We start from the raw sequence: 19283 nt of genomic DNA, 5'->3' as shown, positions 1-19283 counted from the left end.
TCTCCTGATTCCCGTGAGCGGTTCGGGGGCCACCCTATGCCCGCCGGAGTCGCGATCAGGTGACGGTCAGGAAGCGGTCCAAGAATTTTTCAGGCGAATGAGTCCCTCGTGAAGGGACACGTGCGGCACGTAGCCGAAGTCTCGGGTGGCCGGCGCCATGTCGTACCAGTGCGTGGTGCTCAACTGCTCGGCGAGAAACCGCGTCATCGGCGGCTCGCCCTTCAGACGCAGCAGCGGCCAGACCGATTCGCAGATTGCGCCGATCGCATACGCCGCGCCGAACGGAATCGTCTTCGTGACCTGCGGCGCGCCGGCGGCGGCCAGCAACGCGTTGACGATCTCGCGCACCGGCGTCGGCTCGCCGTTGCTGATGAAGTACGCGCGACCCGCGCAGGCGGCGCCCGGCGCCAGATGCGCGAAGGCATCGAAATGCGCCTGCGCGGCGTTGTCGATGTACGTGGTGTCGATGCGGTTCTCGCCGTCGCCGACGAAGCGCAGCCGGCCGGCCCGCGCGCGCTCGGCCAGGCGCGGCAGCAGTTGCTGGTCGCCCGGCCCCCAGATCAGCCGCGGACGCAGCGCGACCGTGGCGAGGTCCGGGCCGTTCGCCGCCAGCACCGCCTGCTCGGCGATCTTCTTGGTGGTCGCGTACGGCGCCTTGAAGTCCTCGCCGTAGGGCACGGTCTCGGCGGTGCCGCCTTCGACCGGGTGCGTGGCCCGATGGGTCACGCTGGGCGTGGAGGTGTAGACCAGCCGGCCGATGCCATGCGCGCGGCAGGCATCGAGCACGTTCTGCGTGCCGACGACGTTGGCCTGGTGATAGCTCTCAAAGCTGCCCCAGGCGCCGGCCTTGGCCGCGTTGTGGAAGATCGCGTCCATGCCCCGGGCCGCGTGCCGTACCGCATCCCCGTCGGCGAGGTCACCGCGGATCTGGTGCACGCCGATCGCGTCGAGCTCGGGGTAGTGGCCGCGGTTGAAGCTGGTGACGGCATGGCCGCGTTCGACCAGGCCGCGGCACAGCGCCTGGCCGAGGAAACCGCCGCCGCCGGTGACGAGAAGATTCATGCGAGGTCCTGTGTGCGTTTCGCCGCCCACACGGCGAGCGTCTCGCGGCCGATCTTGGCGTTGTGGCGGATATCGACCGGGAAGCCGGGATGGAACAGCACGCGCTCGATGCGCCCGGTGTGGACGAAGCCTTCGCCGATGTGGCGCAGCTCGTCGGCGATGCGCGCCTGTTTGGTCTTCGCGACACCGGCTTCCAGCTCCACGCACAGCACCGGCGTCTGCGTGTTCTTCGGGCCGACACCGACCAGCGCGGTGCGTCGCACCTCCGCGTGCACGTTGAACACCGGCTCGACCTGTTCGGTGCACAAGGTGCCGGTGGCCGTGACCACGCGATGTCCCTTGCGGCCGCAGAACCACAGCCGGCCTTCGGCATCGAAATACCCGAGATCGCCCATGCGATGCACGATGCGCGTGCTGCCGTCGGGCAGCGTTTCGGTGATCTTCGCCAGGCGCGTCTGCGCGTCGCGGTTGAAATAGGTATCGGTGGCGCTGGGCCCGGCGACGGTGATCTCGCCGACCTGGGCGCCGGGCACGCACAGCGCGTCGGACCAGGAGGGAATCGCGTCGTCGTCGACCCGGATGATGCGCACCACGTTCTGCGGCACCGGGCGGCCGACGCAGGTACCGGCGCCGTGCTCGGTGCGCGAGCGCAGGTCGAGCAGCTCGCGGCCTTCGATGACCGCGACCGGCAGGCATTCAGTCGCGCCGTAGGGCGTCCAGAAGCGGGCGTCGTCCGGCAGCAGGTCGAGGATCTTCGCGACCGTGTCCGGCGGCACCGGCGCGCCGGCCGAGGTCACGCGGCGCAAGGTGGGCAGCGGCTGGCCGTATTTCGCGAGCACGCCCATCAACGCGGGGGAACCGAACAGCTGGTCGACGCCGAAGCGGTCGATCGCCGCATGCAGCTTGCGCGGATCGGCCTTGGCCGGCTGCGTGGGATCCATGTCCGGAATGATCGAGGTCAGCCCCAGCGCGGGATCGAACAGGGCGAACGGCGGGAACGTCGGCAGGTCGATGCCGCCGGCGCCGATGCCGAACGCGTCGCGCAGCATGTCGATCTGCGCGGCGAAATGCCGATGCCGGTAGACCACGCCCTTGGGCACGCCGGTCGAGCCGCTGGTGAAGAGGATCGCCGCGACATCGTCGCCGGCCGTCGCCGCGAGTTGCGGGCCTGCGCCGGCACCCGCGCGTTCCACGTCCGCCAGCGTCGCGTCGCTGAGCACCGCCCAGCGCCCGGTGGTGATGCGCACGCGCGCCGACGTCGCCCAGCGCAGCAGCACGCGCGCGAACTGCGCCAGCGGAATGCCGATGAAGGCTTCGGCGCCGGCTTCGTCGAGACACTGCTTCAGCGCGCGCCTGTCGATGCCCGGATCGACCAGCACCGGCACCGCCCCGGCCTTGAACAGGGCGAACATCAACAGGAAGAACTCGGGCGTCGGCCGCACCATCAGCACCGTGCGCGTGTCGCGGACGATGCCGCGTGCGGCGAGGCCGGCGGCGATCGCGTCGCTGCGGCGGTCGAGCGCGCCGTAGGTCAAAGCCTGTGCGTCGCCGTAACGGCCATCCGGCCCGGGACAACGCATCGCGATGCGGTCGGGCGCGGCCTGCGCCAGCTGCGGCAAGGCGGCGGCGATGTTGACCGTGGCGGCCCGGGAAGCGGTGTCGTCGTCCATCGCGCAGAGGATACCGGCGCGCGCCGGCCGCGGCGGCTACGATGGCGGCCTCACGATTCGAGACCCTGCCATGCGCGCGACTTCCGGCCGTCCGTTCCTGTTCCGCAACCAGGTCGCCCTGCTGATGCTCGCGCTGCTGGTGCTGCTGCCCGGCTGCGCCAGCACCCGCAAGCAGGGCACGGCGCTCGAACGCGCGCAGTACGCGTGGACCGGCGCGGTGCGCTGGAACGACATGAAGACCGCCTGGCAGCTGGTCGACCCCGACTACCGCACCGCGCACCCGGTCAGCGAGCTCGATTTCGCCCGCTACGAGCAGGTGCAGGTCACCGGCTACCGCGAGACCAGCGCCACCGCGGGTGCGGACGAGGCGATGCGCGAGATCCAGATCGGCGTGATCAACCGCCACACCATGGCCGAGCGCACCGTGCGCTACACCGAGCGCTGGCGCTGGGACGCGGCCGCCGGCACCTGGTGGATCGTCGACGGACTGCCGGACTTCTGGGCCGGCGAATGAGCCCCCCGGGGGCGCCCCGGCCGGCCGCCGCCGGGCGGCCGCGGTGGTGTGCGACAATCGCCGCCCGCCGACGCACCGCGATCCATCCGTGAATTTCGAAGAACTTCTGGCCTTCCTGGGCCGCAACCAGATGCTGTCGCTGATCCTCGCCGCATTGACGGTGGCGATCGTCGCCAACGAGATCTCGCGGCTGTTCCGCGGCTTCAAGGTCCTGCGCCCGGCCGAGCTGACCGTGCTGGTCAACCGCGACAACGCGCTGGTCGTCGACCTGCGCCCCGCCGCCGACTTCGGCAAAGGCCACATCCCGGGCTCGAAGAACGTGCAGATGAGCCAGTTCGACCCCGAGAGCAAACAGCTCGCGCCCGCCAAGGCGTTGCCGGTCGTGCTGGTCTGCAAGACCGGCAGCACCGCCAGCGATGCCGCCAAGCGCCTGAAGAAGGCCGGCTTCGAGAACGTCTACGTGCTCGACGGCGGCATCGGCGGCTGGCTGCAGGCCGATCTGCCACTGGCCAAGGGCCGCGGCTGAGCGCAGCGGCACCGCCCGACCGGACTGCCATAATCGGCGATCCGTTTCATCCCACCTCTTTCCGCTGGAGTCGATCCACATGTCCGAAGAACAGGCCAACACCGGTGCCAATGGCGCCGCCCCCGCGCAGCCGGCAGGCGCGCAGTTCAGCGTCGAGAAGATCTACGTCAAGGACGTCTCGTTCGAGTCGCCCAAGTCCCCGGCGATCTTCAGCGAGCAGGCCCAGCCGCAGCTCAACATGAATCTCAACCAGAGCGTGCAGCGCGTCGGCGACAACGCGTTCGAAGTCGTGCTGGCGATCACCCTGACCTGCACCACGGGCGAGGACAACGCGAATACGGTGTACGTGGCCGAAGTGAAGCAGGCGGGCGTGTTCGGCCTGGCCGGTTTCGACGGCAACACCCTCGACGCGCTGCTCGGCACCCAGTGCCCGAACGTGCTGTACCCGTATGCGCGCCAGCTGATCGGCGAGCTGATCCAGGCCGGCGGCTTCCCGCCGTTCCTGCTGCAGCCGATCAACTTCGACGCGCTCTATGCCGAAGGCCTGCGTCAGCGCAGCCAGTCGGGCAACGAGCAGCCGACGACCGACCAGATCGGCAACGCCTGAGCGTGACCGGAGCTAAGCCCGCGGTTGCGGTGCTGGGCGCGGGCTCCTGGGGGACCGCGCTCGCCTCGGTGATCGCACGTAACGGGCATCCCACCACGTTGTGGGGCCGTAACGCCGACCAGATCGAGGCGATCGACCAGCGCCACGAGAACCCGCGCTACCTGCCGGGCATCCCGCTGCCGCACAACCTGCGCGCGACCACCGATCTGGCCCATGCCCTCGACGGCGTCGGTCTGATCCTGGTCGTGGTGCCGTCGCATGCCTTCGCCGAAACCCTGGAACTGCTCGCACCGCTGCGCCCCGAGGGCGTGGGCGTGTCGTGGGCGACCAAGGGCTTCGAACCCGGCTCGGGCCGGTTCCTGCATGAAGTCGCGGGCGCCGTGGTCGGCGAGGACGTGCCGCTGGCCGTCGTCACCGGCCCGTCGTTCGCCAAGGAAGTCGCGTCCGGCCTGCCGACCGCGATCACCGTGCAGTCCGACGACGCCGACTTCGCGCAGACCGTCGCCGACGTGCTGCACGGCCCGACGTTCCGCGCCTATACCGGCACCGACATGCGCGGCGCCGAACTCGGCGGCGCGATGAAGAACGTGCTGGCCGTGGCCACCGGCGCGGCCGACGGCATGGAGCTGGGCCTCAACGCCCGCACCGGCCTGATCACCCGTGGCCTCAACGAGATGCTGCGCCTCAACCAGGCGATCGGCGGCCGTGCGGAAACCCTGATGGGTCTCGCCGGTCTCGGCGATCTGGTGCTGACCTGTTCCGGGGACCTGTCGCGCAACCGCCGGCTGGGTCTGGCGCTGGGTCGTGGCGAGAAGCTCGAAGACGCGGTCCGCGCGATCGGCCAGGTGGTCGAATCGGTGCAGACCGCCGACGAAGTCATGCGCCTGGCCGAGCGCCATGGCATCGAACTGCCGATCTCGAGCAACGTCCGCGCCGTGCTGCACGGCGACATCACTCCGGCCGAGGGTCTGGACCGGCTGATGGCACGCGAGCAGAAGCCCGAGTTCGAATAAGGAGCTCGGGCCGAAGGCCCGACCTGAGCCCCTCTCCCTCCGGGGCGAAGCGGCGCGTTTGCGAGCCACAGGTTCGTGCGTCGAGTGAACGCCCTCGCGTCAGCGCGAGGGGACCCTCCGCAACGCGGATGGTGGGTGAGGGCCGCACGGACCAGCCGCTCTCCCGGAGACGCGACAACATTCGCGCTCCTGAGGCGCCACGCAGATCTGGTCGTCATCCCGACGGCTCGCAGCAAGCACGCCCGGACGTGCCTCTCAGCAGCGCGAAGCGCTGGTCGTCCAGCGACGTCTCGGCAAGCGCGGACTCGTCGTGTTACCAAACCTTCCGCGAACGCCTCAAGTCATCGGCTCCCGGCCTCACCAGACATTCGTCTGTTGAAAGCCGCCAGGATGACGGGGACTACATCGGCCACTCGGCGCCATCGCCACAAAAAAAGAACCCGGCCATTGCTGGCCGGGTTCTGGCGATGTCCGGGAGAGAGAGGCGCCGGGGAAGCGCTGGGGACCGGACACCGCGGGGGAGCGGTGCTGTGCTTACCAGGTCAGACGCGGACCCACGAACCACTGGGTGTCGCCACCCTGGATCAGCTTGATGTCGCCGGCGAGGCCGAAGTTCGGATTGAACTTCCACTGCGCGCCGAGGCGGCCGTAGAACGCGCTGTCGAAGCCGCCGTCGAGATCCTCGTAGCCGGCCAGTGCATAGCCTTCCAGCGCCGGCAGAAGCGCGGCGCGCGCGCCGACCTCGACGGAGTACCCGTCGGCCTCGAGTCCGCGGCCGAAATCGAGCGTCTGGTAGGCCACGCGGGTCAGCAGGTCGGTGCGCGGCGAGACTTCATGGTGATAGCCGACGCCCAGACGCCACTGGTCGCGGTCGAGCGGGATGTTGTCGATGCGCTCGCGGGTGTAGTCGCCGAAGGCATGGAAATTCGGGAGGAACGCAGCGGAACCGCGCAGCGACCAGCCATCGGAATCAGCGCTCGGGTTGACCGGCGCGAGGTCGGACTTGCTGGCCGAGTAACCGCCTTCGACGTAGTTGTAGGAGAGACCTTCGGCGGCATTCGCGGCGCAGGGAAGCGCGGCGGCGAGGGATGCGATGGTCAGGAAGCGCTTCATGCGGGGTCTCTCTCCGGCCGGACCCTGCAAGGGGTCCAGCGCGCAACGGTGTTCGAAAATGCCGGCCCGGGTGACGGGGAGGGGATGCGCTTCAAGGGGGAGGGGAAGCACGGCCACCCGGGCCGGTGTGGAGATTCTCGACATATGCGCGCAACCGGCGCTGAATATTGAACTGCGAAGTACAGGAACTTTTGCGGCCCGTTCAGGTCGTCGCGTAACCGTTTCCAGCGAAGTCACGCGCGCCGGCTGGCACCACGTCACGCGCCGCCCGCGAAGCCCTGCTGGCGCCAGGCTTCGAACACCACGACCGCGACCGCGTTCGACAGGTTGAGGCTGCGGTTGCCCGGCCGCATCGGCAGGCGCAGGCGCTGGCCATCGGGCACGCGGTCGAGCACGTCGTCCGGGAGGCCGCGGGTCTCGCTGCCGAACAGGAAGGCATCGCCCGGCGCGAAGGCCGGCGCGTCGAAGCGCACGCTGTTGCGCGTGCTCAGCGCGAACAGGCGCGTGGGCTGCACGACGGCGAGTGCGGCGTCGAGATCGTCATGGACCTGCAGCGTCGCGTACTCGTGGTAGTCGAGACCGGCCCGGCGCAGGTTGCGGTCGTCGAGGTCGAAGCCCAGCGGCCGCACCAGATGCAGCCGCGCGCCGGTGTTGGCGCACAGGCGGATCACGTTGCCGGTGTTGGGCGGAATCTCGGGGGTGTGCAGGATGACGTCGAACATGGACGGGGCCGGCGTGCGGGCCCGCCATTGTCGGTCACCAAGGCAGCGCCGCGCCGGTCCAGTCGAGGAACCGGCCGCTGTTGTCCGGGCCCAGACCGTCGATGACCATGCGCAGGCCGGCGACCGAATCCTCGGGCACTTCGGCCGCCTGTGCGCCGCCCATGTCGGTGCGCACCCAGCCCGGATGCAGGGCGACGACGACGATGCCGCGCTCGCGCAGGGCGTGGGCCAGCTGGACGGTCGCCATGTTCAGCGCCGCCTTGCTGATCGCGTAGCTCGGCGTGCCGAAGCGGGCGGTATTGGCGATCGAACCGAGCTGCGAGGACAGGTTGGCGACACGGGCGCCGTCGACGAGTAGCGGCGCCAGCGCCTGGGTCAGCAGCAGCGGGCCGGTCACGTTGGTCCGCAGGCTGTCGTCGAGGGTCTCGGCGCGCAGCGTGCCGAAGCGCTCGCCGCTGTGCAGGACGCCGGCGTTGTTGATCAGCACGCCGATGCGCGCATCCTCGCCGGCGGCCAGCGGCCATTCGCGCACCAGTTCGTCGCGCGAGCGGGCATCGCCGACGTCGAGCGGCAGCACCTTGAGATGGCCGGGATGTTCGGCAGCCAGGTTGTTGAGCGCGGTCGCCTTGCCGGGCTGGCGGCAGGTCGCGACGACGCGTGCGCCGTCGGCCAGCAGCTGGCGGACGAATTCGAGGCCGAGGCCACGGTTGGCGCCGGTGACGAGGGTCCAGGTGGTCATGCGGGTGCCTCGGGAGGACAGGCGCTCGATGCTAGCGCTCGGGTTGTGACGAGTGGCGGATTCGGTCGTCGAGCCTTCCCCCACGCCGCGGGGGGGGGTGAGAGCGATCCGCTTGCGCGGCACTGCCGCGCGGATCGATTGAACGACCGGCGCGCTGCGCCGGGCCGGACGGGTCGGGTGGGGGCGAATCCTCCGATCATCGGGATCCCGACCCGGGCACGCACGGGCCGCCCGCAATCAGGCATTACCTCATCGGTTCGTTCGCCCCCGTCCCGGCCTTCCACCCGTAAAGGGCGCAATGCCCCGCATGCGGGGGAAGGAACGGATCCGGAGCGCCCCGACCATGACCTGCGGCCCGTGCCGAGGACACAGCGGCTGGCTAGGATGCGGGTCCAACTCCGCCCGATTCCAAGGACCGGCATGTCCGTCGACCGCCTCCGTACCGCCCCGTCCCGCCCGCGCGCGGCCCTGCTCGCGCTCGCCACCGGCCTTGCCCTGTCCGGCATCGCCGCCGCGCCGATGGCGTGGGCCGCGCCCCCGGCCGAAGCCGCCGGGGTCGACATCCCGTACGAGACCTTCACCCTGCCCAACGGCCTGCGCGTGGTGGTGCACACCGACCGCAAGGCGCCGATCGTCGCGGTCAACATCTGGTACCACGTGGGCAGCAAGGACGAGCCCGCCGGCCGCAGCGGCTTCGCGCACCTGTTCGAGCATCTGATGTTCCAGGCCAGCGAGAACCACGACGGCGAGTTCTTCGATCCCTTCAAGCAGGTCGGGGTGACCGACCAGAACGGCACCACCAACACCGACCGCACGAACTATTTCCAGAACGTGCCGACCACCGCGCTCGACATGGCGCTGTGGATGGAATCCGACCGCATGGGCCATCTGCTCGGCGCGGTCGACCAGGGCGCGCTCGACGAGCAGCGCGGCGTGGTGCAGAACGAGAAGCGCCAGGGCGAGAACCAGCCCTACGGCCAGGTCTGGGACAAGCTGACCCGCGCGCTGTATCCCGAGGGCCACCCGTACCACCACGGCGTCATCGGCTCGATGAACGACCTCAACGCCGCGTCGCTCGACGACGTCAAGCAGTGGTTCCGCACTTGGTACGGCCCGAACAACGCGGTGCTGGTGCTGGCCGGCGACATCGACGTGGCCACGGCCCGCGCCAAGGCCGCGCAGTATTTCGGCGACATCCCGGCCGGCCCGACGATGGCGCAGCCGGCCGTCGACGTGGCCAAGCGCAGCGCCGACACCCGAGAGACGATGGAAGACCAGGTGCCGCAGGTGCGCATCTACCGCGCCTGGAACGTCGCCGAACTCGGCACCACCGACATCGACCATCTGCAGGTGCTGGGCAGCGTGCTCGGCGGTGCGAAGGCCTCGCGTCTCGACCGTCGCCTGCTGCACGACGACCGCCTGGTCGACAACATCAGCGCCGGCGCCTACGGCTCGCAGCTGGGCTCGAACTTCGTGGTGATGGCGACCGTGAAGCAGGGCGTGGATCCGGCGACCGTCGAGGCGGCGATCGACGAGGAGCTCGAGCGCCTGATCACCGAAGGCCCGAGCGCCGAGGAACTGGCGCGGGCCAAGACCAGCATGCGCGCCGGCTTCATCCGGGGCATCGAGCGTATCGGCGGGTTCGGCGGCAAGGCCGACGCGCTCGCCGAATGCACGGTCTACGAAGGCGACCCGGGCTGCTTCCGCGCATCCTTGGCGAACGTCGCCGCGACCACCGCCGAGGACGTCAAGGCGGCCGGTGCGAAGTGGCTCGATGTCGGCAGCCACACCATCACCGTGGTCCCGGGCGCACGCACGCCGCTGGCCGAAGCACCCGCGGTCACGCCCGCGCCGTTCACCCCGCCGGCGCCGGATGCCAAGTACACGACCACGCGCAGCCGTGTGGACCGCAGCGCCGGCGTGCCGAAGACCGATTCGTTCCCGGAACTCAAGTTCCCGGCGCAGGAGCGCGCCACGCTGTCCAACGGCACGCAGGTGATCCTCGCCCGGCGTCCGGAAATTCCGGTCGTGCAGCTGAGCTACGAGTTCAAGGGCGGCTACACCGCCGACCTGGGCCGCACGCCGGGTACCGCGAGCTTCACGATGACCGTGCTCGAAGAAGGCGCCGGCGGTCTGGGCGCCCTGGATTTCGCCGATCGCGTCGAAGCACTGGGCGCGAGCCTCGGCGCAAGCGCGTCGCTCGACGGCAGCAATGCCTACGTCTCGGCGCTGAAGGAAAACCTCGACCCGTCGCTGGCGCTGTTCGCCGACATGCTGCGTCGCCCGAACTTCGACCAGAAGGAAATCGACCGCATCAAGGCGACGTGGATCGCCGGCATCGCGCAGGAGAAGGCGCGTCCCAGCAGTGTGGCGATGCGCGTGCTGCCGCCGCTGGTCTACGGTGCCGGGCATCCGTACGCGATTCCGTTCACCGGCAGCGGCACCGAAGACGCGATCGCCAGGCTCACGCGCGACGAGCTGGTCGCCTTCCACCGCGACTGGGTGCGTCCGGAAGGCGCGACGCTGATCGTCGTCGGCGACACCACGCTGGACGAGATCGTGCCGATGCTGGAGACGCATTTCGGTGACTGGCGCGGCTCCGGCGCAGCGCCAGCAGCCATCGACGTCGCCGAGGTCGCACGTCCGGACGCCGCGCGCGTGTTCCTGATCGACCAGCCCGGCGCGGTGCAGGCGAACATCTTCGCCGCGCAGGTGATTCCGCCGACCAACGATGCGTCGTCGAACCGTTTCGACATGGCCAACACCGTGCTCGGCGGCGACTTCACCGCGCGTCTGAACATGAACCTGCGTGAGGACAAGCACTGGTCCTACGGTGCCCGCAGCGGCGCCACCGGCACGCTGGGCCAGCGCCCGTGGATGGCCTCGGCGCCGGTGCAGATCGACAAGACCGCCGAGGCGATGGCGGAGATCCAGCGCGAACTGGCCGACTTCGCCGACAGCGATCGTCCGGCGACTGCCGCCGAACTCGCCCGCGCCCAGGCGATCAACACGCTGAGCCTGCCGGGTGCCTACGAGACCGCATGGGCGGTGATGTCGACGATCGGCGGCAACGTCCGCTTCGGCCGTCCCGACGACTACGTGTTCCAGCGCAAGGCCGAGATCGAGTCGATGACGGTCCAGGATCTCGCCGGCGTGGCGACGACGATCGATCCCAAGGCGCTGACCTGGGTGGTCGTCGGCGATCTCAAGCAGATCGAGGCGCCGATCCGTGCGCTCGAGCTGGGCGAGGTGCAGGTGCTCGATGCGGACGGCAAGCCGGTCGCACGCTGACACCGGTCCGGTGTCCTGCTGCGCCCGCCGAGCGGTGCGTGCAGCGGGCCCGGATGCACCGGGCGGGCGGTGATCGCCCGCTCAGCCGATGCCCGCCACAATGGCGGGCATCGCGCCCCACCCCACCTCTTTCCGGAGCATTCCGAATGCGCAAGTCCCTGACCGTGATGCTGCTGTCCCTGTCCGCCGTCGGCTGCACCTGGGTGCACATGGCGCCGGGGGCGAGCGCGGTGCGTGTGACGAGTGCGGCGCCGGCCGACTGCCAGAAGCGCGGCGAAGTCGAGGTGTCGGTCAAGCACAGCATCGCGTTCGTCGAGCGCAATGCACTGCGCGTGCGCGAGGAACTGGAAACCCTGGCGCGCAACGAGGCGCCCGGTCTCAACGCCGACACGATCAGCCCGCTCGGCGAACCCACCGGCGGCGGCCAGCGCTTCGGCGCCTGGCAATGCGGGCGCTGAAGACGCGCGTCGCATCCGCGTAGACGCACGCGGCGGATGCCCTCGCGGGGGCGCGCCCGCCCGAGGGGCCGCCGATCCACTAGCATCGACCGGTCTCCCGTCGAGGATCCGCCGATGCATCGTCTCGCCACCGCGCTGCTCTGCGCCTGTGCCGCCCTGCCCGCCCTGTCGCATGCGCAGAATGCGCAGCGTCCCGAAGTCGCCAACGCCGCCACCGCGTTGCAGGCGAAACTCGTCGACTGGCGGCGTGACATCCACCAGCATCCCGAGCTCGGCAACCGCGAGACGCGCACCGCGGCCAAGGTGGCCGAACATCTGCGCAGCCTCGGCCTCGAACCGCAGACCGGCGTCGCGCACACCGGCGTGACCGCGGTACTCAAGGGCGGCCGTCCCGGCCCGAGGATCGCGCTGCGCGCCGACATGGACGCGCTGCCGGTCACCGAACAGACCGGCCTGCCCTTCGCGTCCACCGCGACCACGACCTACCGCGGCGAACCCACCGGCGTCATGCACGCCTGCGGCCACGATGCGCACGTCGCGATCCTGATGGGCGTGGCCGAAGCGCTGGTCGGCATGCGCGAGCAGCTCGCCGGCGAAGTACTGTTCGTGTTCCAGCCTGCCGAGGAAGGCCCGCCCGACGACGAGGACGGTGGCGCCTCGATGATGCTGGCGCAGGGCATCTTCCGCGACTTCAAGCCCGACGCGATCTTCGGACTGCACGTGTTCTCCACGCTGCAGGCCGGTCAGCTCGGCGTGCGCGGTGGCCCGCTGATGGCCGCGTCGGACCGCTTCAACATCAAGGTCATCGGCCGGCAGACGCACGGCTCGCGGCCCTGGGGCGGTATCGATCCGATCGTCGCCGCGGCCGATCTCATCGGCACCGCGCAGACCATCGTCAGCCGCCGCACCAACATCTCCACGCTGCCGGCGGTCGTCAGCTTCGGCGCGATCAAGGGCGGCATCCGCTACAACATCATTCCAGACAGTGTCGAGCTGGTCGGCACGATCCGCACCTTCGACGAGGACGTGCGCAGCGACATCTTCGCCGACCTCAAGAACGTCGCCGAACACGTCGCCGCCGCGCACGGCGCCACCGTCGAGGCGCACGTGCCCGACACCACCGGCAACCCCGTCACCGTCAACGATCCCGCGCTGACCGCGCGCCTGCTGCCGAGCCTGCAGGCCGTCGCCGGTGCCGACAACGTCGTCGAAACCCCGCTCAACATGGGCGCCGAGGATTTCGCGTACTACGCCAGGGAAGTACCGGCGATGTTCTTCTTCGTCGGCGCCACCGCCGCCGGCCAGGATCCGGCGACCGCGCCGAGCAACCATTCGCCGCAGTTCGACCTCGACGAATCCGCGCTGGATCTGGGACTGCGGGCGATGCTGCAGGTGAGCCTGGACTATCTGGAGGCACCCGCGTCGTGACGTCGGGATCTGCCGCGCGCCGCATCCCGCTGGGTGCCGCCCTGCTCCTGATCGCCGCGCCCGCGTTCTCCACCGACGCGTGGCGCGTCCAGACCACGCTGCGCCACGACGCTGCGGTCTTCGCACAGCCCAGCCTGGTCGTGCGCGAGGGCGCGCCCGGCATCGTGGACGTGGCGGGCGACGGCGGCTATCGACTCCAGGTGAGCGTCACCGATGCGCCGGACGGGGCGGTCCGCGTCGCAACAGCGCTGCAGTCGGCGCATGGCGATGTCGCCCCGGTGCTGATCGTCCTGCCCGGCGAGCAGGCCGAGGTTCTGATCGGATCGCTGGGAATCAGCATCACCGTGTCGCCCGCCCCGCCCGCCGGCTGAGCACACGTGCCCGCTCCGATCGCCTGTGGTCGGGGCGGAGGGCCGTTTCCGCGGACTTCATCGCATCGCGCCACGTGGGCTGGTGTCGAGCACGGTCTCTGGTGACGTGCGGTGCCCGTGCCACGCCGGCACGGCGCGCACGGCCCCCCGGGCGCTAAAATTCCCCGCATGTCCCCCCGAACCCCCATCGCGGCCGCGCCGCCCATTCCGCTCGGCCGCGAGGTCGCCTATCCGCGTCACTACGATCCCGGCCTGCTGTTCCCGATCGCGCGCACGCTCGGGCGCGCCGAGATCGGCATCGATGCGGCCCTGCCCTTCATCGGCCACGACCGCTGGCATGCCTACGAACTGAGCTGGCTGGATGCGCGCGGCAAGCCGGTCGTGGCGACGGCGACGATCACCGTGCCGGGCGATTCGCCGCATCTGGTCGAGTCGAAGTCACTGAAGCTCTATCTCAACTCGCTCAACCACACGCGCTTCGACACCGCCGACGCCGTGCTTGCGCGCGTCGTCGACGACCTGTCGCAGTCCGCCGGTGCGCGCGTCGATGTCGTGTTCGGGTTGCCCGCGATGGCCGACATCGCGCATGACGGCGCATCGATCGATGCCCTCGATGTCGAGATCACCCGCTACGGCCCGCCGGACGCGTCGCTGCTCGCCGCGGATGCCGGCGACGTGGTCGACGAACAGCTGACCTCGGCGCTGCTGAAGTCGAACTGCCCGGTCACCGGCCAGCCCGACTGGGCCAGCCTGCACATCGCCTATCGCGGGCCGCGCATCGATCGCGCCGCGCTGCTGCGCTATCTGGTGTCGTTCCGCGACCACGCCGAGTTCCACGAACAGTGCGTGGAGCGCGTGTTCGTCGATCTGCTGGCGCGCTGCCGCCCGGACGCGCTGTCGGTCGAAGCGCGCTACACGCGGCGCGGTGGCCTCGACATCAATCCCTGGCGCGCCACGCCCGGCCATGCGATGCCCGCGCGTCTGCGCGACGAACGGCAGTAGGCGACCGCGCGCCGCACGATGGATTCTTAACGCGCCGCGTGGGAGCCTGCCCCGTCGCTTCCACGCACGCCCGGCCATGATGTCCACCCGCACGCCCGACGCTGACCCGCTGCGCACCTATGTCGTGCGCAGGGGCGACAGCCTGTCCGGCATCGCCGAATCCGAACTGGGCGCGCAGGACCGCTGGCGCGAACTGTTCGATGCCAACCGCGACGTGCTCGACGACCCCGATGCCCTCCACGCCGGCCAGGTGCTGCAGCTGCCGGCCGCGTGACCGATTCCCGACTCCAGGAGCTTCCATGACCCGACCCGTCGTCCTGACCCTGGCTGCCGCACTCGGCGGCGTGCTGCTGCTCGCCGGCTGCAACCGCGATGCGCCCCCCACGGCGCCGCCGCCTGCACCCACCGCGCCCGAACCGCCGCCGGCGCCCACGCCGCCTGCACCGGCCACGGTGACCAGCGTCGAACTCGGCAACGCCGTCGACGACCAGAACCGCGTGTCGACGCCGGCGTCGGAGTTCGCGACCACCGACACCATCTATGCGTCGGTCGGCACCGAGGGTGAAAGCGCGGCGAAGCTCGCCGCCCGCTGGACGTTCGGCGAGGGCCAGCTGGTCCGCACCACCGAGGCCGATGTCGCCGCCGGACCGCAGGTCATCGCCTTCGACATCACCCATCCCGAAGGCTGGCCGGTCGGCACCTACAAGCTCGAGATCTCGCTCGACGGCACGGCGGTGGAGACGCGCGAGTTCTCGGTGAAATAGACCACAGCGCGCGCATCCGCTCGAACACGAACGCGGCTCCGGCCGCGTTTTTTCGTGGCGAACCGGGGCGCCCACCATGCTGTCCCGTATGTCTCCGCGCGGGCATGCGCCTTCCGCGACCTGTGCAAACGCGCGACAATCGAGGGGCTGTGTCGTCCGCACGCACCGGCCCTTGCCGGCTTCCACGCGGACGCGCCGGCACGCCCGGCCACTGGATGCCGCGACGCGCGCCGGCCACGCATTCCCCCGTTTCCAGACGAGACACGCCCGCATGTCCGATACGCCGAAGATCCTCTACACGCTCACCGACGAAGCCCCGTACCTGGCGACGCAGTCGCTGCTGCCGATCGTCGAGGCGTTCACCAAACCGGCGGGCATCGCGGTCGAAACGCGCGACATCTCGCTGGCCGGCCGCATCCTGGCGCAGTTTCCGGAACTGCTGACCGACGACCAGAAGATCGGCGACCATCTCGCCGAACTCGGCCAGCTGGCGACCACGCCCGAAGCCAACATCATCAAGCTGCCGAACATCAGTGCCTCGGTACCGCAGCTCAAGGCCGCGATCAAGGAACTGCAGGGCCAGGGCTACGCGCTGCCCGATTACCCGGACACACCGAAGTCCGACGAAGAGACCGACATCAAGGCGCGCTTCGACCGCACCAAGGGCAGCGCGGTGAACCCGGTGCTGCGCGAAGGCAACTCGGACCGCCGCGCACCGAAATCGGTCAAGGCGTTCGCGCGCAAGCATCCGCATCGCATGGGCAAGTGGTCGGGCGACTCGAAGTCGCACGTCGCGCACATGCGCGAAGGTGATTTCTACGGCAGCGAGCGTTCGGCGACGCTCGAGAAAGCCGGCGCGCTGAAGATCGAACTCGTCGGCAGCGACGGCGCGACCACGGTGCTCAAGGAATCGGTGAAGGTGCAGGCCGGCGAGATCGTCGATGCCGCGGTGATGTCGCGCAAGGCGCTCGCCAGCTTCATCGAAGCGCAGATCGAAGACGCGAAGGCGCAGGATGTGCTGTTCTCGCTGCACCTGAAAGCCACGATGATGAAGGTCTCCGACCCGATCATGTTCGGCATCGTCGTCGAGGCGTTCTATCGTGACGTGCTGACCAAGTACGCCGACGCGCTGGCCCAGGTCGGCTTCGATGCCAACAACGGCATCGGCGATCTGTATGCGCGCATCCAGACCCTGCCGCAGGACCAGCAGGACGCGATCCGCGCCGACATCGCCGCGCTCTACGCGACGCGCCCGGCGCTTGCGATGGTCAATTCCGACAAGGGCATCACCAACCTGCACGTGCCGTCCGACGTCATCGTCGATGCCTCGATGCCGGCGATGATCCGCGACTCGGGCGGCATGTGGAACGCCGACGGCAAGCTGCAGGACGCCAAGGCCGTGATTCCGGACCGCTGCTACGCCGACGTGTTCCAGGCGGTCATCGACGACTGCAAGACGCACGGCGCGCTCGATCCGACGACGATGGGCTCGGTGCCCAACGTCGGCCTGATGGCGCAGAAGGCAGAGGAATACGGCAGCCACGACAAGACCTTCCAGATCCCCGGCGACGGCACGGTGCGCGTCACCGATGCCGACGGCAACCTGGTGTTCGAGCAGTCGGTCGAGAGCGGCGACATCTGGCGCATGTGCCAGACCAAGGACGCGCCGATCCAGGACTGGGTGAAGCTCGCCGTGAACCGCGCGCGCCTGTCCGAGACGCCGGCCGTGTTCTGGCTCGACAAGAGCCGCGCACACGATGCGCAGGTGATCGCCAAGGTTGAGACCTACCTCAAGGATCACGACACCGCCGGTCTCGACCTGCGCGTGCTGCCGCCGGTCGAAGCGACGACGTTCTCGCTCGATCGCATCCGCAAGGGCGAAGACACCATCTCGGTCACCGGCAACGTGCTGCGCGACTACCTGACCGATCTGTTTCCGATCATGGAACTGGGCACCAGCGCGAAGATGTTGTCGATCGTGCCGCTGATGGCCGGTGGCGGCCTGTTCGAAACCGGCGCTGGCGGCTCGGCACCCAAACACGTGCAGCAGTTCGTCGAAGAGAACTACCTGCGCTGGGATTCGCTCGGCGAGTTCCTTGCACTCGCCGCGTCGCTCGAACATCTGGGCAACGCCTACGACAACCCGAAGGCCAAGGTGCTGGCCGCAGCGCTCGACGTGGCCAATGGCCGCATCCTCGACGAGAACCGCTCGCCGGCGCGCAAGGTCGGCGAACTCGACAACCGCGGCAGCCACTTCTACCTCGCCCAGTACTGGGCACAGGCGCTGGCCGACCAGAACGATGATGCCGATCTGAAGGCGACGTTCGCACCGGTGGCGAAGGCGCTGACGAACGGCGAAGCGGCGATCCTGTCCGAGCTCAACGGCGCGCAGGGCAAGCCGGTCGAGATCGGCGGTTACTACCATCCGGATCTGGCGAAGGTCAGCGAGGCGATGCGGCCGAGCCAGACGCTCAATGCGGCGATCGATTCGCTCAAGCAGTAAGCGTTCGCTTCAACGTGATCGACAGGCCCGCTTCGGCGGGCCTGTTGCGTTGTGGGCTTTGCTTTTTGCGTTGGCTATCGCAGTTGTTCTGCGGTTGCTGTGCTCTTGCTTTCTCGGGACGCGCTTACATCGCTCGCAGACCCGTAGGGCGCCGCACATGGATGTGCGGCGTTTTTCGACCGAGCCAGGATGGCGAGTCGAAAAATCCCGGAACGAATGACTGGCCGGATTTGCTCCGTCGGGGCTGGCCCTTTTCTTTGGTTCCGTTTCTTTGACTCGCATCTTCGATGCTCGCCCCTCCGGGGCCGGCTGCGCCGTTCGCACTGCGTGCGTGGGGCCAGCAAAAGAAATGAACCCACTCGCCGCAAGGCGAGTGGAAGCGTTTGATCCTGTTTGTCGCCGTAGGCGAATAGGCGAAGTAGCAACGTCAAACGCTTTCGTCCGCTGACGCGGCCGAGTTCATTTCTTTTGGTGGACGCCAAAAGAAACGGAACCAAAGAAAAACGTCTCCCCGACACGTCCACAGCCCGCTGCTTTTAGCGCACCGGGATTTTCCGACTCGGCATCCTGCCTCGGTCGGAAAACGCCGCACGTCCTGTGCGGCGCCCTACGGGTCTGCAGTCGCTACTGCGGCATCGAGATCTGGAAAAAACAAAGCAGCTCCAGCTGCAACGGCAACGGCAACGGCAACGGCAACGGCAACGGCAACGGCAACGGCAACGGCAAAGCTACGGCTGCGCGGCCACATCCGCCGGAATCGTCCACCCCTGCACCAGCGCGTAGAGGATCCGCTGATCCTCTGCATCCAGCGGTCCATCGGCCAGCGCACGGAACCGCAAGCGGAACGCCCGCGACGTCGCATCGAGGTCATCCACCGGATACCCCACGACGCGCAAGGCCTGCACCACGTCGAAGTCCGCCGGCGCAGGCGGTGTGTCGTCGCGTGGCCAGACGCCGTAGCCATGTTGCGCGAGACGCTTCCACGGGAAATGCACGCCCGGATCGACCTTGCGGCCGGGTGCGAGATCGGAGTGGGCGATGAAGTTTTCGGCCGGAATGCGCCAGCGCGTTTTCAGATCGCCCAGCAACACCAACAGGCTCTCGACCAGCGGTTCGGTGAATGGCACGCGGCCGTTGTTGTCGAGTTCGATGCCGATCGAGGCCGAGTTCACGTCCGACACCGCGCCCCAGCTGCCGGCGCCGGCATGCCAGGCGCGGTCGAGATCGGACACGAGTTGATAGCGCTCGCCGTTCTGGCCGATCAGGTAATGCGAACTCACGCGGCCGCCGCTGTTGGAAGTACGCAGCGTGTCGAGACTGCGCTGCACCGAGTCCTGCTCGGTGTAATGCAGCACCACGAGCACCGGTCGACGCGCATCGTGATTGGTCGACGGCACCCAGGTGGCGAGCGGATTGCGCGGCGCGTTGTGGGCGCAGGCGGAGAGCAGCAGGGCGAGGATCGCCGCAAGCAGAAGTTTCGACATGCCCCGCATTGCACCC

The 19283-nt window shown here is 69.1% G+C and carries 18 protein-coding genes; 12 read left to right on the top strand and 6 right to left on the bottom strand.

What is annotated here, in order from left to right; all coding sequences use genetic code 11:
• Nucleotides 1–66: 66 nt before the first annotated feature.
• Nucleotides 67–1062, bottom strand: coding sequence for a 2-alkyl-3-oxoalkanoate reductase (gene oleD / locus CURTO8I2_RS11730; RefSeq protein WP_159681247.1), 996 nt, complete (start codon nucleotides 1060–1062; stop codon nucleotides 67–69).
• On the bottom strand, nucleotides 1059–2732 hold the full coding sequence (gene oleC / locus CURTO8I2_RS11725; protein WP_159681246.1) for an olefin beta-lactone synthetase: 1674 nt from the start codon (nucleotides 2730–2732) through the stop codon (nucleotides 1059–1061). Before oleC ends, oleD begins: the two co-directional genes overlap by 4 nt.
• A gap of 70 nt (nucleotides 2733–2802) precedes the next feature.
• On the opposite strand from oleC, the gene CURTO8I2_RS11720 reads away from it, so the two are divergent.
• From CURTO8I2_RS11720 to CURTO8I2_RS11705, 4 genes are all read left to right on the top strand, one after another.
• Entirely contained in the window at nucleotides 2803–3246 is a 444-nt protein-coding gene (locus CURTO8I2_RS11720) for a hypothetical protein (RefSeq protein ID WP_159681245.1), read from the top strand.
• An 88-nt stretch (nucleotides 3247–3334) separates the two neighbouring features.
• Nucleotides 3335–3772, top strand: coding sequence for a rhodanese-like domain-containing protein (locus CURTO8I2_RS11715; protein ID WP_159681244.1), 438 nt, complete (start codon nucleotides 3335–3337; stop codon nucleotides 3770–3772).
• 79 nt (nucleotides 3773–3851) lie between these two features.
• Nucleotides 3852–4379 carry a protein-export chaperone SecB gene (secB, locus tag CURTO8I2_RS11710; RefSeq protein ID WP_159681243.1) on the top strand — a complete coding sequence of 176 codons (528 nt, stop codon included), beginning with the start codon at nucleotides 3852–3854 and terminating at the stop codon, nucleotides 4377–4379.
• A gap of 2 nt (nucleotides 4380–4381) precedes the next feature.
• Nucleotides 4382–5392: an NAD(P)H-dependent glycerol-3-phosphate dehydrogenase gene (locus CURTO8I2_RS11705; protein ID WP_159681242.1), complete on the top strand. Its 1011-nt coding sequence runs from the start codon at nucleotides 4382–4384 to the stop codon at nucleotides 5390–5392.
• Nucleotides 5393–5926: 534 nt separating this feature from the next.
• Here the strand turns inward: CURTO8I2_RS11705 and CURTO8I2_RS11700 are convergent.
• From CURTO8I2_RS11700 to CURTO8I2_RS11690, 3 genes are all read right to left on the bottom strand, one after another.
• Nucleotides 5927–6505 (bottom strand): diffusible signal factor-reguated Ax21 faimly protein, encoded by a 579-nt coding sequence (locus tag CURTO8I2_RS11700; RefSeq protein WP_159681241.1) that lies wholly within the window; start codon nucleotides 6503–6505, stop codon nucleotides 5927–5929.
• A gap of 257 nt (nucleotides 6506–6762) precedes the next feature.
• On the bottom strand, nucleotides 6763–7227 hold the full coding sequence (locus CURTO8I2_RS11695) for a tRNA (cytidine(34)-2'-O)-methyltransferase (RefSeq protein ID WP_159681240.1): 465 nt from the start codon (nucleotides 7225–7227) through the stop codon (nucleotides 6763–6765).
• A 34-nt stretch (nucleotides 7228–7261) separates the two neighbouring features.
• Nucleotides 7262–7966, bottom strand: a complete 705-nt coding sequence (locus CURTO8I2_RS11690; RefSeq protein ID WP_159681239.1) for an SDR family oxidoreductase — start codon at nucleotides 7964–7966, stop codon at nucleotides 7262–7264.
• 420 nt (nucleotides 7967–8386) lie between these two features.
• On the opposite strand from CURTO8I2_RS11690, the gene CURTO8I2_RS11685 reads away from it, so the two are divergent.
• The 8 genes from CURTO8I2_RS11685 to CURTO8I2_RS11650 all read left to right on the top strand — a co-directional run bounded on the left by CURTO8I2_RS11685 (nucleotide 8387) and on the right by CURTO8I2_RS11650 (nucleotide 17783).
• Nucleotides 8387–11257, top strand: a complete 2871-nt coding sequence (locus CURTO8I2_RS11685) for a pitrilysin family protein (RefSeq protein WP_159681238.1) — start codon at nucleotides 8387–8389, stop codon at nucleotides 11255–11257.
• 146 nt (nucleotides 11258–11403) lie between these two features.
• On the top strand, nucleotides 11404–11715 hold the full coding sequence (locus CURTO8I2_RS11680; protein WP_159681237.1) for a DUF4156 domain-containing protein: 312 nt from the start codon (nucleotides 11404–11406) through the stop codon (nucleotides 11713–11715).
• Nucleotides 11716–11829: 114 nt separating this feature from the next.
• The gene (locus CURTO8I2_RS11675; RefSeq protein WP_159681236.1) at nucleotides 11830–13143 is read left to right on the top strand and encodes a M20 family metallopeptidase; all 1314 of its coding nucleotides are present in this window, start codon (nucleotides 11830–11832) and stop codon (nucleotides 13141–13143) included.
• On the top strand, nucleotides 13140–13514 hold the full coding sequence (locus CURTO8I2_RS11670; RefSeq protein ID WP_159681235.1) for a hypothetical protein: 375 nt from the start codon (nucleotides 13140–13142) through the stop codon (nucleotides 13512–13514). Before CURTO8I2_RS11675 ends, CURTO8I2_RS11670 begins: the two co-directional genes overlap by 4 nt.
• Nucleotides 13515–13682: 168 nt before the next feature.
• A complete protein-coding gene (gene queF, locus CURTO8I2_RS11665; RefSeq protein ID WP_159681234.1) occupies nucleotides 13683–14516 on the top strand; it encodes an NADPH-dependent 7-cyano-7-deazaguanine reductase QueF in 834 nt (277 codons plus the stop codon).
• Between the two features lie 76 nt (nucleotides 14517–14592).
• Nucleotides 14593–14790 carry a LysM peptidoglycan-binding domain-containing protein gene (locus CURTO8I2_RS11660; RefSeq protein ID WP_201295505.1) on the top strand — a complete coding sequence of 66 codons (198 nt, stop codon included), beginning with the start codon at nucleotides 14593–14595 and terminating at the stop codon, nucleotides 14788–14790.
• Nucleotides 14791–14815: 25 nt separating this feature from the next.
• Complete coding sequence (locus tag CURTO8I2_RS11655) at nucleotides 14816–15280, top strand: hypothetical protein (RefSeq protein ID WP_159681232.1); 465 nt, start codon at nucleotides 14816–14818, stop codon at nucleotides 15278–15280.
• A 271-nt stretch (nucleotides 15281–15551) separates the two neighbouring features.
• A complete protein-coding gene (locus CURTO8I2_RS11650) occupies nucleotides 15552–17783 on the top strand; it encodes an NADP-dependent isocitrate dehydrogenase (protein ID WP_159681231.1) in 2232 nt (743 codons plus the stop codon).
• 728 nt (nucleotides 17784–18511) lie between these two features.
• Here CURTO8I2_RS11650 and CURTO8I2_RS11645 read toward each other — a convergent pair.
• A complete protein-coding gene (locus CURTO8I2_RS11645) occupies nucleotides 18512–19267 on the bottom strand; it encodes an N-acetylmuramoyl-L-alanine amidase (protein WP_236551091.1) in 756 nt (251 codons plus the stop codon).
• Nucleotides 19268–19283: the final 16 nt, after the last annotated feature.

It is taken from the genome of Luteimonas sp. 9C (genome assembly GCF_902506295.1).
Taxonomy (GTDB): Bacteria; Pseudomonadota; Gammaproteobacteria; order Xanthomonadales; family Xanthomonadaceae; genus Luteimonas.
Note: the sequence above shows the minus strand (reverse complement) of the source record. Positions and strands in the feature narration are given on the sequence as shown.